At 65.6% G+C, this 13,741-nt stretch carries 11 protein-coding genes and 1 riboswitch; of the genes, 3 read left to right on the top strand and 8 right to left on the bottom strand.

What is annotated here, in order from left to right:
- Both gcvH and gcvT read right to left on the bottom strand, forming a co-directional pair.
- Positions 1 to 366, bottom strand: a complete 366-nt coding sequence (gene gcvH / locus QA639_RS28030) for a glycine cleavage system protein GcvH (RefSeq protein WP_028337770.1) — start codon at positions 364 to 366, stop codon at positions 1 to 3.
- Between the two features lie 20 nt (positions 367 to 386).
- Positions 387 to 1,532 carry a glycine cleavage system aminomethyltransferase GcvT gene (gcvT, locus tag QA639_RS28025; protein ID WP_157343222.1) on the bottom strand — a complete coding sequence of 382 codons (1,146 nt, stop codon included), beginning with the start codon at positions 1,530 to 1,532 and terminating at the stop codon, positions 387 to 389.
- Between the two features lie 140 nt (positions 1,533 to 1,672).
- Positions 1,673 to 1,761: riboswitch (glycine riboswitch) on the bottom strand.
- Positions 1,762 to 1,963: 202 nt separating this feature from the next.
- On the opposite strand from gcvT, the gene alaS reads away from it, so the two are divergent.
- Positions 1,964 to 4,651 (top strand): alanine--tRNA ligase, encoded by a 2,688-nt coding sequence (alaS, locus tag QA639_RS28020; protein WP_283087749.1) that lies wholly within the window; start codon positions 1,964 to 1,966, stop codon positions 4,649 to 4,651.
- Between the two features lie 11 nt (positions 4,652 to 4,662).
- The gene (locus QA639_RS28015) at positions 4,663 to 5,913 is read left to right on the top strand and encodes a cyclic nucleotide-gated ion channel (RefSeq protein WP_283090634.1); all 1,251 of its coding nucleotides are present in this window, start codon (positions 4,663 to 4,665) and stop codon (positions 5,911 to 5,913) included.
- 241 nt (positions 5,914 to 6,154) lie between these two features.
- Here QA639_RS28015 and QA639_RS28010 read toward each other — a convergent pair whose 3' ends face one another.
- From QA639_RS28010 to QA639_RS28000, 3 genes are all read right to left on the bottom strand, one after another.
- On the bottom strand, positions 6,155 to 6,655 hold the full coding sequence (locus QA639_RS28010; RefSeq protein ID WP_050387710.1) for a DUF3455 domain-containing protein: 501 nt from the start codon (positions 6,653 to 6,655) through the stop codon (positions 6,155 to 6,157).
- Between the two features lie 36 nt (positions 6,656 to 6,691).
- The gene (locus QA639_RS28005; protein WP_016848511.1) at positions 6,692 to 7,906 is read right to left on the bottom strand and encodes an NADP-dependent isocitrate dehydrogenase; all 1,215 of its coding nucleotides are present in this window, start codon (positions 7,904 to 7,906) and stop codon (positions 6,692 to 6,694) included.
- Positions 7,907 to 8,032: 126 nt separating this feature from the next.
- The gene (locus QA639_RS28000) at positions 8,033 to 9,760 is read right to left on the bottom strand and encodes an alpha/beta hydrolase family protein (RefSeq protein ID WP_157343226.1); all 1,728 of its coding nucleotides are present in this window, start codon (positions 9,758 to 9,760) and stop codon (positions 8,033 to 8,035) included.
- 342 nt (positions 9,761 to 10,102) lie between these two features.
- On the opposite strand from QA639_RS28000, the gene QA639_RS27995 reads away from it, so the two are divergent.
- Complete coding sequence (locus QA639_RS27995; RefSeq protein WP_157343227.1) at positions 10,103 to 11,302, top strand: TrmJ/YjtD family RNA methyltransferase; 1,200 nt, start codon at positions 10,103 to 10,105, stop codon at positions 11,300 to 11,302.
- Positions 11,303 to 11,541: 239 nt separating this feature from the next.
- Here QA639_RS27995 and QA639_RS27990 read toward each other — a convergent pair whose 3' ends face one another.
- The 3 genes from QA639_RS27990 to QA639_RS27980 form a co-directional block, all read right to left on the bottom strand.
- Entirely contained in the window at positions 11,542 to 12,387 is an 846-nt protein-coding gene (locus QA639_RS27990; RefSeq protein ID WP_157343228.1) for a class I SAM-dependent methyltransferase, read from the bottom strand.
- Positions 12,388 to 12,571: 184 nt separating this feature from the next.
- Positions 12,572 to 12,754, bottom strand: coding sequence for a hypothetical protein (locus QA639_RS27985; RefSeq protein WP_157343229.1), 183 nt, complete (start codon positions 12,752 to 12,754; stop codon positions 12,572 to 12,574).
- Between the two features lie 234 nt (positions 12,755 to 12,988).
- On the bottom strand, positions 12,989 to 13,681 hold the full coding sequence (locus QA639_RS27980; protein WP_157343230.1) for a glutathione S-transferase family protein: 693 nt from the start codon (positions 13,679 to 13,681) through the stop codon (positions 12,989 to 12,991).
- Positions 13,682 to 13,741: the final 60 nt, after the last annotated feature.

Genomic DNA, 13,741 nt, shown 5'->3' with positions numbered 1-13,741 from the left:
TTAGGCGGTGTGCGCGGCGTAGGCGGCCTCGTCCATCAGGCCGCCGAGCTCGCCCTTGTCGGCAATCTTCAGCTTGAAGAACCAGGCCTTGCCGCCGGCGTCCGAATTGACCAGCGCGGGCTCGGCGGCGAGCGCGTCGTTGACCTCGACCACCTCGCCGGTGATCGGCGCGTAGACGTCGGAAGCGGCCTTGACGGATTCCACCACAGCGGCGGCCTCGGCCTTCTTCAGGCTGCGGCCGACCTTGGGCAGTTCGACGAACACGACGTCGCCGAGCTGCGACTGCGCATAGTCGGTGATCCCGATCGTGGCGACGTCGCCCTCGATGCGGAGCCATTCGTGGTCGGACGTGTACAGCGTCGTCATGGGGATCGATCCTTTGGCGTTCAGCGTTTGTAGGTATTGGGGACGAAGGGCGTGGCGGCGACCTTGAGCGGCAGCCGCTGGCCGCGCACTTCGGCGAAAACGGTGGTGCCGACGGCGGAAAGGGCGGCAGGCAGATAGCCCATCGCGACCGGCGCATTGAGGCTCGGGCCGAAGCCGCCCGAAGTCACCTTGCCGATCTGCTCGGTCGAGCCGGCATCGGCGAACAGTGCGGCGCCTTCGCGCACGGGGGCGCGGCCGTCGGGCTTCAGGCCGACCCGCCGGCGCGCGGCGCCATCTGCGAATTGCACGAGAATCTTGTCGGCGCCGGGGAAGCCGCCGGCGCGGGCGCCGCCGCTGCGGCGAACCTTCTGCACCGACCATTCCAGCGCGCCTTCGACCGGCGTCGTCGTGGTGTCGATGTCGTGGCCATAGAGGCACAGCCCGGCTTCGAGCCGCAGGCTGTCGCGCGCGCCGAGCCCGATCGGCAGCACGTCGGGATTGTCGAGCAGCGCGGTGACCAGGGCTTCCGCCTTGTCCGCGGGCACGGAAATCTCAAAGCCGTCCTCGCCGGTATAGCCGGAGCGCGAGACGAAGCAGTCGACGTCGCCGACGCGGCGCGGACCGGCGTCCATGAATTTCATCGAACCGACATCTGCACAAAGTTTCGCCAGCGCCGATTCGGCTTTCGGCCCCTGCAGTGCGATCAGCGCGCGGTCGGCCAGCGAGACGATCTCGCAGGCGTCGGAGAGATTCGCACGCAGATGCGCCTCGTCCTCGGCCTTGCAGGCGGCGTTGACCACCAGGAACAGGTGATCGCCGAAATTCGCCACCATCAGGTCGTCGAGCAGGCCACCATCATTGTTGGTGAATTGCGCGTAGCGCTGCCGTCCCGGTGCGACACCGACGATGTCCTGAGGCACCAGTTTTTCCAGCGCGAGCGCGGCGTCGGCGACCTTACCGGATTTGGCCTTCAGCACGAGCTGGCCCATGTGCGACACATCGAACAGGCCGGCTTCCTTGCGGGTGTGCAGATGCTCCTTCAGCACGCCGGCCGCGTATTGCACCGGCATGTCATAGCCGGCAAACGGCACCATCTTGGCGCCGCGCGCCAGGTGCAGCGCGTGCAGCGGGGTCTGTTTCAGCCGGGAGGTTTCGTGCGCAAGCATCACAGGGCCCTCGCGGTTCCCGCGGGGACCCATTTCCCCTTGAGAAACCTGCAGAAAGCCCCATCTGTCGCTGTGCCTGAGAGTATTATCCCGTCGGCGGACGCATCGGGGCGAACCCCAGCATCTCTTTCCAGATGTCAGACGTCACGCGGTCCTTTTGCCTGAGAGTTTCCGGGGCGGTTGCTCCTTCGGCGCCGGCGGTAAGGCCGGTCTCTCCCGACGTGACTAGGTATAGGTAGGTAGAAAACACGGCGCCACCAAGACTGTCAACGCAGCTGCAGCAACTATCCAATGGGCTTTGTGCTGCCGCGGCAAGCCCATGATCCGCCTGCACAGTTTCTGGACACCGCAGCTGGCAATGTCTAAAAGCGTTCGGCCGGAAAATGACGCCTTTTTGCGGCTGGCCGGCCCCTTTTTCCGATTGGATGAACATGAGCAGCGTCAACGACATCAGGTCGACATTTCTGAACTTCTTCAAGGAGAACGGGCACGAGATCGTGGCCTCGTCGCCGCTGGTTCCGCGCAACGACCCGACCTTGATGTTCACCAATGCCGGCATGGTGCAGTTCAAGAACGTCTTCACCGGCGTCGAGAAGCGCGGCTACCAGCGCGCCACGACGTCGCAGAAGTGCGTGCGCGCCGGCGGCAAGCATAACGACCTCGACAATGTCGGCTACACCGCGCGCCATCTCACCTTCTTCGAGATGCTCGGCAACTTCTCGTTCGGCGATTACTTCAAGGAGCGCGCGATCGAGCTCGCCTGGAATCTGATCACCAAGGATTTCGGGCTGAAGAAGGACAAGCTGCTGGTCACCGTCTACCACACCGACGACGAGGCGGCCGGCCACTGGAAGAAGATCGCGGGCTTCTCGGACGACCGCATCATCCGCATCCCGACGTCGGACAATTTCTGGGCGATGGGCGACACCGGTCCGTGCGGTCCGTGCTCCGAAATCTTCATCGACCGCGGCGAGCACATCTGGGGCGGACCTCCGGGCAGCCCGGAGGAGGATGGCGATCGCTTCCTCGAATTCTGGAACCTGGTGTTCATGCAGTACGAGCAGGTGACGAAGGAGGAGCGCGTGGCGCTGCCGCGTCCCTCGATCGACACCGGCATGGGGCTCGAGCGCATGGCCTGCATCCTGCAGGGCGTCGAGAGCGTGTTCGAGACCGATCTGTTCCGCAATTTGATCGATGCCGCCGCGTCGACCCTCGGCCACGGTCCGAACGAGCAGAACGTCGGGTCGTACCGCGTGATCGCCGACCACCTGCGCTCGTCGGCATTCCTGATCACCGACGGCGTGCTGCCGTCGAACGAGGGCCGCGGCTACGTGCTGCGCCGGATCATGCGCCGCGCGATGCGCCATGCGCAGCTCTTGGGCGCGAGCGAGCCGCTGATGCATCGCCTGGTCTGGGCGCTGGTCCGCGAGATGGGCCAGGCCTATCCGGACCTGGTCCGCGCCGAGAAGCTGATCGAGGAGACGCTGCGGCTGGAAGAGACGCGCTTCCGCAAGACGCTGGCGCGCGGCCTGTCGATCCTCGACGAGAAGAGCGCCGGCCTCAAGAAGGGCGACATGTTCGACGGCGACACCGCGTTCACGCTGTACGACACCTACGGCTTCCCGCTCGATCTGACGCAGGACGCGCTGAAGTCGCGCGGCATCAGCGTCGACCAGGCGTCGTTCACCGGCGCGATGGAGCGGCAGCGCGTGAAGGCGCGTGCCTCCTGGGCAGGCTCGGGCGAGGCGGCGAGCGAGGCGACCTGGTTCCCGCTGCGCGAGAAGCTCGGCGCGACCGAATTCCTCGGCTACGAGACCGAGAGCGCGGAAGGCGCGGTGACGGCGCTGATCAAGGACGGCGCCGAGGTCGAGAGCCTGAAGGCCGGCGAGAGCGGCGCGATCGTGCTGAACCAGACCCCGTTCTACGGCGAGTCCGGCGGCCAGGTCGGCGACACCGGCGTGCTGACCGGCGAGGGCGTCAAGTTCCGCGTCGCCGACACGCAGAAGAAGGCCGGCGATCTGTTCGTGCATCTCGGCACGGTGGAGCAGGGCACGCTCGGCGTCGGCACCGCGCTGCAGCTCGAGGTCGACCACACCAGGCGCTCGTCGATCCGCGCCAACCATTCGGCGACGCATCTGTTGCACGAGGCGCTGCGCCAGGTGCTTGGCGATCACATCGCGCAGCGCGGCTCGCTGGTCACGCCGGACCGGCTGCGCTTCGACTTCGTGCATCCGAAGCAGATCACGCCGGAAGAGCTCGCCCGGATCGAGGACATCGCCAACGATGTCGTGCTGGAGAATGACGAGGTCACGACCCGGGTCATGGGCGTCGACGATGCCCGCGAGGCCGGTGCCCGCGCGCTATTTGGCGAGAAGTATGGCGACGAGGTTCGCGTCGTGTCGATGGGCAAGGGCGCCCGCGATCACGGCCAGAACGCGCTTGGCTGGTCGGTCGAGCTCTGCGGCGGCACCCATGTCCGCCGCACCGGTGACATCGGCATGATCTCGGTGACCAGCGAGGGCGCGGTGGCGTCCGGCGTCCGCCGCATCGAGGCGCTGACCGGGCATCACGCGCGCAAGCACGCCAACGACACCATCGCGCTGGCCAAGACCGCGGCGCTGGAGCTGCGCACCACGATCGACGACGTGCCGGCGCGCATCGCCGCGCTGATGGAAGAGCGCAAGAGGCTCGAGCGCGATCTGTCTGACGCCCGCAAGAAGCTCGCGATGGGCGGCGGCGGTGCGTCGAACGGCGCGGCCTCCGCCGTTCGCGAGGTCGGCAATGTCAAGCTGCTGGCACGCGCGGTCGAGGGCGTCGAGACCAAGGATCTCAAGAGTCTCGTCGACGACGGCAAGAAGCAGATCGGCTCGGGCGTGGTCGCGATCGTCGGCGTCACCGAGGACGGCAAGGCCGGCATCGTGGTCGGCGTCACCGCCGATCTGACCGCGCGGTTCAACGCGGTCGAACTCGTGCGCAAGGGCTCCGAGGTGCTCGGCGGCAAGGGCGGCGGCGGCCGGCCCGACATGGCGCAGGCCGGCGGACCCGACGGCGCCAAGGCAGACGCCGCGCTGTCGGCGATCGAACAGGCCATGACTCAACAGGCATCGGCCGGCGCCTGACGGAGAGTCTGATCGTGGCGACGGCTCCGGGTAGGCCCACGATCAGCGATCCCGGGCTGCGCGACCGTCTCTACGAGCTGCTCGAACGCGATGATCTGCCGCATTCGGGCGGCTTGCGGTTTGCCCGGGTCATCGTCGCCATCATCGCCGTCGATGTGCTGGCGGCGATTCTGGCCTCCGTCCCCGAGATCGACGCGCAGTTCGGCTGGCTGCTGACGACCATCGAGATCGCGGCGGTCATCGCCTTCGCGCTGGAATATGCCGCGCGGCTCTGGAGCGTGGTCGGCCACTCCTTGCGCGACATGACGCCGGCGCGGGCGCGGCTGGAATACGCCTTCTCGGCGCTCGGCGTGATCGACCTGCTCGCCTTCCTGCCGTCGGCCGTCGCGCTTGCGATCGGCGACAAGACCGCGCTGGTGCTGTTCGGCATGCTGCCGTTCCTCAAGCTGGTGCGCTATTCGACCGCGATGCGCTCGCTGCTGGCGGCGCTGCACGCCGAGCGGCGCACGCTGTTTGGCTGCGTCGTGATCCTGACCGGCGCGGTGCTGCTGTTCGCCTCGCTGCTCTATGCCATCGAGCACAGGGTGCAGCCGGACAAGTTCGGCACCATGCCGCAGGCGATGTGGTGGGCGATCGTGACGCTCGGCACCGTCGGTTACGGCGACGTCGTCCCGATTACGCCGCTCGGCCGGACCGTCACGGTGGTCGCGATCGTGGTCGGCTTCGCGATGATCGCGCTGCCGGTCGCGATCATCTCGACTGCGTTCGCCGACGAGGTCCGGCGCCGCGACTTCGTCGTGACCTGGGGCATGCTGGCGCGGGTGCCGCTGTTCTCGCATCTTGGCGCCGCCGATATTTCCGACATCATGCGCCTGCTGCGGTCGCAGACCATCGAGGCCGGCGAGGTGCTGGTGCGGCGCGGCGATGCGGCGTCATCGATGTATTTCATCACCGCGGGCGAGGTCGAGATCGACCTGCCGAGCCAGCTTGTGCGGCTTTCCGACGGCGCGTTCTTCGGCGAGATCGCGCTGCTGCGGCGGACCAGCCGTTCGGGGACGGTGACGGCGACGCGCAAGACCAAGCTGCTGGTGCTCGATGCGCAGGACTTCCATGCCCTGATCGAGCGCATGCCGGCGCTCGCCGCCCATGTCCGGGAGACCGCGGAGGCGCGGCTTGCCGATCCGCTCGCGGCCGGCGGCGACCTGGCCGCCGCGGAGATCGCCCAGGCGCCGCGCGAGACCGATGGCGGCATCCGCGACTAGCGCGCGATGAGTTTTGGTTGAATCGGCTTGGCGCGGTCTCGGTTCACCTCTCCCCGTTGGGGAGAGGTCGGATTGCGCCTGGCGATGCGAAGCATCGTCCAGCGCAATCCGGGTGAGGGCTCTTGCTCTCTCGATAGACCGTGACCCCTCACCCGATTTGCTGCGCAAATCGACCTCTCCCAAGGGAGAGGTGAACTTTCGACGCCGTTCCAGCGCAACCTAACTTCATCCCGCTTTAGCCTCAGTCCCGTCGCAGGAACACGTAATCCGCCGAGTAGGCCGCGCCTTTCAGCGCGCCTGATTTGTCGCAGGCGCCGCTGAGCTCACCGCCCGAGGTGTTGATCCGCTGCACGGTTGCGACGCCCGAGAGCAGGCCGTTGCCGCGGTGGGCGATCACCTCGAGCTTCAGCCAGGGAATATCGGCGGCGGTGGTGCCCGGTATGCTGCCGGCGGTGCGGGCGGTCACGGCGCTGCCGTCGACATGCTCCCAGTTCGGACCCGCATAATGCCGGCCGACCGTGCGGCCGTCGGCGATCAGGGTGGCGACCGGTTCGCGGAACGACCAGGCGAGCTTGCCGTCGCTGACCGGCTTGCACTCATAGACCTGCACGCCCTCGGCATGGACCGACAGAACCGGGGACTCGCCGGGCGCCGCGACGGCGTCGGGCAGGGGATCGGCAGCGAATGCCGCCGACCCGGTGAGCGAGAACGATGCGAGCACGACGGCTCTGACAAGGGCCATGGTCATGCTCGCACCTGTCTTCCAAAGACGACGGCCTCAGGCCGCGATCGCCTTCACGAGGTTGTCGGACACCTTGTCGAGGAACCCGGTGGTCGAGAGCCAGCGCTGGTCGGCGCCGACCAGGAGCGCGAGGTCCTTGGTCATGTAGCCCTCCTCGACGGTCGCGACGCAGACCTTCTCCAGCGTGGTGGCGAACTTCGCCAGCGCCTCGTTGTTGTCGAGCTTGGCGCGATGGGCGAGGCCACGGGTCCAGGCGAAGATCGACGCGATCGAGTTGGTCGAGGTCTCCTTGCCCTTCTGGTGCTCGCGGTAGTGGCGGGTCACGGTGCCGTGGGCGGCCTCGGCTTCCACGGTCTTGCCGTCCGGGGTGAGCAGCACCGAGGTCATCAGGCCGAGCGAGCCGTAGCCCTGGGCCACGGTGTCGGACTGCACGTCGCCGTCATAGTTCTTGCAGGCCCAGACATAGCCGCCGGACCATTTCAGCGCCGAGGCCACCATGTCGTCGATCAGGCGGTGCTCGTAGGTCAGGCCCTTGGCGTCGAATTCCTTCTTGAACTCGCGGTCGAAGACGTCCTGGAAGATGTCCTTGAAGCGCCCGTCATAGACCTTCAGAATCGTGTTCTTGGTCGACAGATAGACCGGGTAGTTGCGCATCAGGCCGTAGTTGAACGAGGCGCGGGCGAAATCGGTGATGGAGTCGTCGAGATTGTACATCTCCATCGCGACGCCGGCGCCGGGCGCCTTGAACACTTCCTTCTCGATCACGGTGCCGTCCTCGCCGACGAACTTCAGCGACAGCGTGCCCTTGCCGGGGAACTTGATGTCGGTGGCGCGGTACTGGTCGCCATAGGCATGGCGGCCGATGATGATCGGCTTGGTCCAGCCGGGAACCAGGCGCGGCACGTTCTTGCAGATGATCGGCTCGCGGAAGATGCAGCCGCCGAGGATGTTGCGGATGGTGCCGTTCGGCGACTTCCACATCTGCTTCAGGCCGAACTCCTTCACCCGGGCCTCGTCGGGGGTGATGGTGGCGCATTTGACGCCGACGCCGACCTTCTTGATGGCTTCGGCGGCGTCGATGGTCACCTGGTCGTTGGTCTCATCGCGGTATTCCATGCCCAGATCGAAATAGAGCAGTTCGACATCCAGGAACGGGTTGATCAGCTTGTCCTTGATGTACTGCCAGATGATCCGGGTCATCTCGTCGCCATCGAGCTCGACGACGGGGTTGGATACCTTGATTTTTGCCATGACGGGGAGGCCCTCTTGGGAACGGCGCGCTTTTGACGGCGGGGGTGGAAAATACGCCTGCGCTATAGCACCGCCCGGGGGCGGGCGGAAGCGGAGGGGGTATGCACTTTAAGCCCATCTTTTCAGCTAAAACGCCGCCTGCGTCGCCGTCCCGGCCACGATGTACCAGGTCACGAACAGGCCCGCGATCAGGGCCCCCGGCAGGCTCGATCCGGTCCGCCGCCAGGTGAAGGTCGCGATCACGGCGACGATCGCGAGCAGGGGCACGAACTGGATCGCGACGATGGTCGAGAGCGGCACGAAACCGGGGTCCGGGACCGGGTTGAACAGCTTCCCCGTCAGCCACAGCGTGCCGTATTGCAGCACCAGCAACACGATGAAACCGAACGTCAGTGCCAGGATGTTGGTCAGGTACAGCGCCCCGCGCGGCGCATCCATGGTCGAGAAATTCCGGTGCAGCACGTGCAGCGCCACGACGAAAAACGCCGTGAACGGAATCAGATAGATCAGGAAGATGAGGAATTGCTTCGCGCTCATCAACTTGAGTGCGACGATCCAGAAGCGGAAGTCGATCTTGAAGGCGAGGTCGGCGAGCCACAGCGCGGCGTAGCCGACCGCGACCGAAGCCAGCGCGATCACGACGGATTGACCGACGAGGCCGGTCCGGCTGGCCCGCTGCGGGGCGAACCGCATCAGGGCGAGCGTGATCAGCCCGTTGATGATGGCCCAGACCAGGATCTGGTTGGTGATGCCCTGCGGCAGGAACGCGCTCGGGGTGACGAAGGTGCCGCCCAGTGCAAAGGCCGGGTAATAGGTCAGCGCCGGGATGAAGGCGGACAGGATGAACGCCGCGGTCCAGCGCCGGCCGCTCGCGGCCCGATGCGGCGGCATGGTGCCGTCGGCAACCGCCGGCAGCCGCAGGCGGGAGAACATCGGTGCCTCCAGCAAGCCGTCGAACGTCCCGATGACCAGGGCAATGAAACCGACGAGGGCGATGAGCGTGCCGATCTCCTTGCGGAACCAGATCTGGTCATCGACTGGCCGCGCCGTGCCGCCCTTCAATGTCTTGGCGAACCAGTCGAGGCTGTAGCCGATCGCCTCATGCGAGATGTGCTCGGCCGGATGGGTCATCGCCGGGGTGTACAGCACCCGCGCGGTGCCGTTGGCCGGATCGCCATAGACCTTGCCCGGCTCGACCGCGCCTTGGGTGCCGAACAGCGCCCAAAGCTTTGGGCTCTTGGTGACGTCGCGCGCGAGCGGGACGCTCCACATCAGGTCGGGGAATTCCTCGTACTGCGCGAACACCAGCGCGGTGTTGCGCGGCCAGCTCGCGGTGCCCTCGGCGGCGAACGGCTTGCCGGTGGACGAGCCTTCCAGCACCATCGACTTGTAGTCGTTGGGCTGAGCTGCGGCAGCCGCCAGCACGGTCCAGCCGCCCATCGAGTGGCCCTCGAGCCCGATATTCTCCTTGTCGACGAACGGCAGGCTGCGGAGATAGGCAAGGCCGTCAGGTCCGCCAAAACCGTTGGCGAAGGAGGGCGGGTCGCTGTAGCCGTGGCCGGTCTGGTCGAGCGCGAGCACCACATAGCCGCGGCGGGCGAACTCGATGGCGAAGCCGTCCTGGGTCTCGCGCGAATTGATATAGCCGTGGACAGCGAGGATGCCGGGTGCCGGGATCTGCGGCGTGGCATTCGGCGGGATGTAGAGCAGGGCGCTCATGGTATTGCCCTTGGCGCCCTTGAAGCGCACATCCTCGATCCGGATGCCGCCGGCGGTCTGCGTGAAGTGGGCGAGCAGGCCCCCCGCCACGATCAGGATCAGGCCCACAATCGCCAGCGTCCATCTGCCCCGCATCCTCGTCCCCCCAAGTGCTTCGACTCATGTGCTTCGACGCAAGCGTTTCGCTGTTGAAACCGGCGTCTCAAGCGTGCCTTTACAGCTTCGCTTTGGTTGTGGTTGATAGCCTATCCGAAGGCCAAGTGCGCGCAAGCGGCAGCCTTCGCTTCGTGCGATTGGGACTCCGATTGAGGATTCGCAAACGCCGCTAACCCTGTTATCTCCTTGGAGAAAATGGTCCCGCGCAAAACCGGTGCAAAGCTGGTCGGTGCGGTCTTGGGTCCCTGCATGAGATTTTGAATCAGCGTCCTCGGAAGCTGATTCAAAATCTTCAGACGTTGAATCAGAAAGTGAAGTGAGATGTCCGGTACCGACAAGACCAAGGCAGGGCACGACCTTGCCGGTCCCGTCGTCATCCTGGTCGAGCCGCAGCTTGGCGAGAACATTGGCATGGCCGCGCGCGCGATGGGCAACTTCGCGCTGTCGAGGATGCGCATCGTCAACCCGCGCGACGGCTGGCCGAATATTGCGGCCCAGCGGGCGGCCGCCGGTGCCGACCACATCATCGGTTCCGTCGAGCTGTTCGACACCGTCGAGCAGGCGATCGCCGATCTCACGCTGGTGTTTGCGACCACCGCCCGGGCCCACGACCAGGCCAAGCCGGTGGTCGGGCCGGAAGGCGCAGCGGATGAGATCGTCAGCCATGTCGCGTCCGGCGGCGGCGCCGGCATCCTGTTCGGGCGCGAGCGCTCCGGCCTGACCAATGAGGAGGTCGCGCTCGCCAACCGCATCATCACCTTCCCGGTGAATCCAGGCTTCGCCTCGCTCAATCTGGCGCAGGCGGTGCTGTTGATGGGGTACGAGTGGTTCAAGCTCTCGACCGCGGGCACGCTGCCGTTCGCGATGCCCGAGCGGTCCGAGCCGGCCTCCCAGCACCAGATGCAGGCGTTCTTCGACAACCTCGTTGCCGAGCTCGACAAGGTCGAGTTCCTGCGGCCGGCGGAGAAGCGCGACACCATGCTGGTGAACCTGCGCAACATCTTCACGAGGATGGATCCGACCAAGCAGGACATGCACACGCTGCACGGCGTGGTGATGGCGATCGCCGAGGGCCGCAAGGGCCCGGCCAAGGGCGGCGTGCTCGACGGCGCCCAGGCGACGCGCTTGCGGGCGCTGCTCGCCGAGCAGGGGCAGGGCGGCGCGACCGCCGACAGCAGCAGCACCGTGCGCGGGCTCGCCCGGCTGCTCCGCCGCAACCCGACCGACGCCGAACGGATCCTGTGGCAGGCGCTGACGCGGGACCGCCGCTTCGCCGGCCAGTTCAAGCGTCAGACCCCGGTCGGCCGCCACATCCCCGACTTCGTCTCCTTCGTGCACCGGCTCGCGATCGAGCTGGTCAACCCGAACGAGAGCGAGGCGATCGGAGCCGATCGCGCCAACCGCAGAGCCTGGCTCGAGGCGCGCGACTATCGGGTGGTCGACATGCAGGTGGCCGATGTCGAGCGCGACCTCGACGCCGAGCTCGCGCGGCTGGAGGCAGGGCTGCGGCAGGAGCGGTAGCTTACGCAATTGCTCTGTCCGCGGAGCAAGAACGGGATTCGGGTAAGTGACTCTTTCCACACGTCGTCCTGGCGAAAGCCAGGACCCATAACCACCGCATTGGATTGTGAAAGGGACCGTGGCCGCAGCGTCGCGCAACAATAAAGATTTGGGGTAATGGGTCCTGGCTTTCGCCAGGACGACACTGTGTTGGTGCGGCGCGGATGGCGTGCTATCTGCCTTCACAATCCAAAAGGCAGCTAGGCTAGTGCCGATACGAGCCACAGGCCCACATGCAGATCGCGCCCATCCGCTCCGAGGCTTGCGGCGAGCGCGTTGCGTACCGCTTCCATGGCGCGATGCCGTTGATCGTCCGTGGCATTCTCGAGCAGCGCAGGCAGCGGGCCGGCCTGCGTGATGAAGGCCATGCTTTGCGCGATGTCGCCGCCGTGGATCGGCACGTCGGTGGCCTTGAGCGCAATCTCGTGAAACCCGGCCTCGGTCAGGATGCCGCGAACACGCTCCTCGCGCGCGAACGAAAACATCCCGGGCGCCGATGGATCGAGCGGCGGCTGTGGTGGCACATGCGGCCGGGCCGCCTCGATCGGCACGCGAAACCAAGGCGACTCCTGCATGGTGCGAAAACAGACGAACACCAGCCGCCCGCCCGCTTTCATGCCGCCGCGGATGTTGGTGAAGGCCTTGACCGGGTCATCGAAGAACATCAGGCCAAAGCGCGAATACACCAGATCCGCCCAGCGCGGTTCGAAGCCGTAGATCGTTGCGTCGGCCAGCGCACAGGTCACGTTGGCAAGTCCCGCCTCGGCGACACGATGCTTGGCCAGATCCAGCATCGGGACCGAGATATCGACACCCACCACAGCACCCGACGGACCAACAACCTTGGCGAACGCCAACACTGTGTCACCGGTGCCGCATCCGATATCGATGACACGCTCGCCCGGCTTTGCCGCCGCAGCACCCAGGCTGACGCTGGTGACCGAGGTGAAGACATCGCTGATCACGGCTTGCTGCGAAACCCATGAGTGCCCCATGGTGCTGTTCCAGAACTCTGCTCCTCGGGGGTTTTGCGTGGGCGTCTGCATTTGATCAATCTCCTGGTGCTGAAAACGGAGTTTCGTCTGAAATAAACTGCACAAAATTCCGGATCGAACGCGAGGCTGAAATGTTCGTGCCGGGCATTAGCGAACCGCAGCCGACGCGCTTCCCATGTCGGCGGCCATCATTATGTCTTCGCACGATCCGCATCTGATCGACGCCGGAGGGCGCTCAGGTGGTGGATTCATTGCCGCCGCCCTTCGGCTTGGAAATCGGAGGGATGCAGCTACCGAAGCGTGGATCGAGCGGATCGTAGCGCGACCTCATTCTCGCAAAAATATAGAGCGCCGCCAGTGCGAAGGCGCCGAGCAACAGCAGGCCCCATGCAGGTGGCGGACCTGCGATCAAGAGCACGGCTGCTCCAACGAGGACTAACGCGAAAACGCCCGAAGACAGTTTTGAAGCCATGACCGGCTCCGCAGTTAGCGCAGGGACGGGATACTATCCCTGAAATCGATCTATTTGTGAGAGGCCGGCTGCGACACGCCAGCGCAGATTTATCCACCTGCCCCGTGAACGGAGCGACGGCCTGTGCGCTCACCGTCGCGAACGTCGCTATTGCGAGTTAGAGGTTGAGTTCGCCCAGGCTCACTTGCTCACTGCCGCGTGGATGGCGCGGCAATGTCGTACCAAGGCATCGTGCGAGGCCACGAATTGCTTCAACGGCGTATTGATGTCGTAGAAGTAGATGTTGGCCACGAAGCCATAGATGCCGGCGTCGATGGTCGTCGGTCTGTCGCCGTGCACATAGCCTTGGCTCGGGATCAAGCTCGCCAGTGCGGCGAGATCGGCGAGCCCGCGGGCCATCGCGGCGTCGGGCTCGAAGCGGCCGATGCCCTGGTAGTAATAGCGCTGGGCGTTGAACTCCTTGGCCTTCATCAAGCCGTCGTCGGTGAGGCCCGGATGCTCGCGCTTGAGCGCATCGCGGAATTGGGGCCAGTAGCGCGCATCCTGCCAGCGCGAATAGGACATCACCCAGTAGAGATCGTCGAGCGTCCGCGTGACGAGGAGGTTGGTCGTGCGCTGCGCCGGCGTCAGCGCGGCATCCAGCGTCACGCCATATTTTCCGGTGACATAGGCGAGGATGGTCTCGCTGTCGCCGACAGTGTCGTCGCCGTCGACAATATAGGGTAGTTGCTGGCGCGGCGCCTTCGATGCATCGAAGATGTGCTCGTGCCGGAACGGCACGCCGGCCAGCTTCAGGAAAGCGAATACCTTCAGACCATAGCCATTGTTATCGGCGACGCCGAACAACGGCGGATAGGAATAGAGCGTGAGCATGGCGGCCCGTCGCGTTCAAGGTCGCTACAGGCTACCTCAGAATCTTTCGGTTGGATATGC

Source organism: Bradyrhizobium pachyrhizi (genome assembly GCF_029714545.1).
Lineage (GTDB): Bacteria > Pseudomonadota > Alphaproteobacteria > Rhizobiales > Xanthobacteraceae > Bradyrhizobium > Bradyrhizobium pachyrhizi.
The sequence above is the reverse complement of the archived record's forward strand: the minus strand, read 5'-3'. Positions and strand labels throughout refer to the sequence as shown.

Excerpts from the sequence above, each read along its gene's own strand:
- gcvH (WP_028337770.1), bottom strand. The coding sequence starts at position 366 with ATGACGACGCTGTACACGTCCGACCACGAATGGCTCCGCATCGAGGGC.
- gcvT (WP_157343222.1), bottom strand. The coding sequence starts at position 1,532 with ATGCTTGCGCACGAAACCTCCCGGCTGAAACAGACCCCGCTGCACGCG.
- alaS (WP_283087749.1), top strand. The coding sequence starts at position 1,964 with ATGAGCAGCGTCAACGACATCAGGTCGACATTTCTGAACTTCTTCAAG.
- QA639_RS28010 (WP_050387710.1), bottom strand. The coding sequence starts at position 6,655 with ATGGCCCTTGTCAGAGCCGTCGTGCTCGCATCGTTCTCGCTCACCGGG.
- QA639_RS28005 (WP_016848511.1), bottom strand. The coding sequence starts at position 7,906 with ATGGCAAAAATCAAGGTATCCAACCCCGTCGTCGAGCTCGATGGCGAC.
- QA639_RS28000 (WP_157343226.1), bottom strand. The coding sequence starts at position 9,760 with ATGCGGGGCAGATGGACGCTGGCGATTGTGGGCCTGATCCTGATCGTG.
- QA639_RS27995 (WP_157343227.1), top strand. The coding sequence starts at position 10,103 with ATGTCCGGTACCGACAAGACCAAGGCAGGGCACGACCTTGCCGGTCCC.
- QA639_RS27990 (WP_157343228.1), bottom strand. The coding sequence starts at position 12,387 with ATGCAGACGCCCACGCAAAACCCCCGAGGAGCAGAGTTCTGGAACAGC.
- QA639_RS27980 (WP_157343230.1), bottom strand. The coding sequence starts at position 13,681 with ATGCTCACGCTCTATTCCTATCCGCCGTTGTTCGGCGTCGCCGATAAC.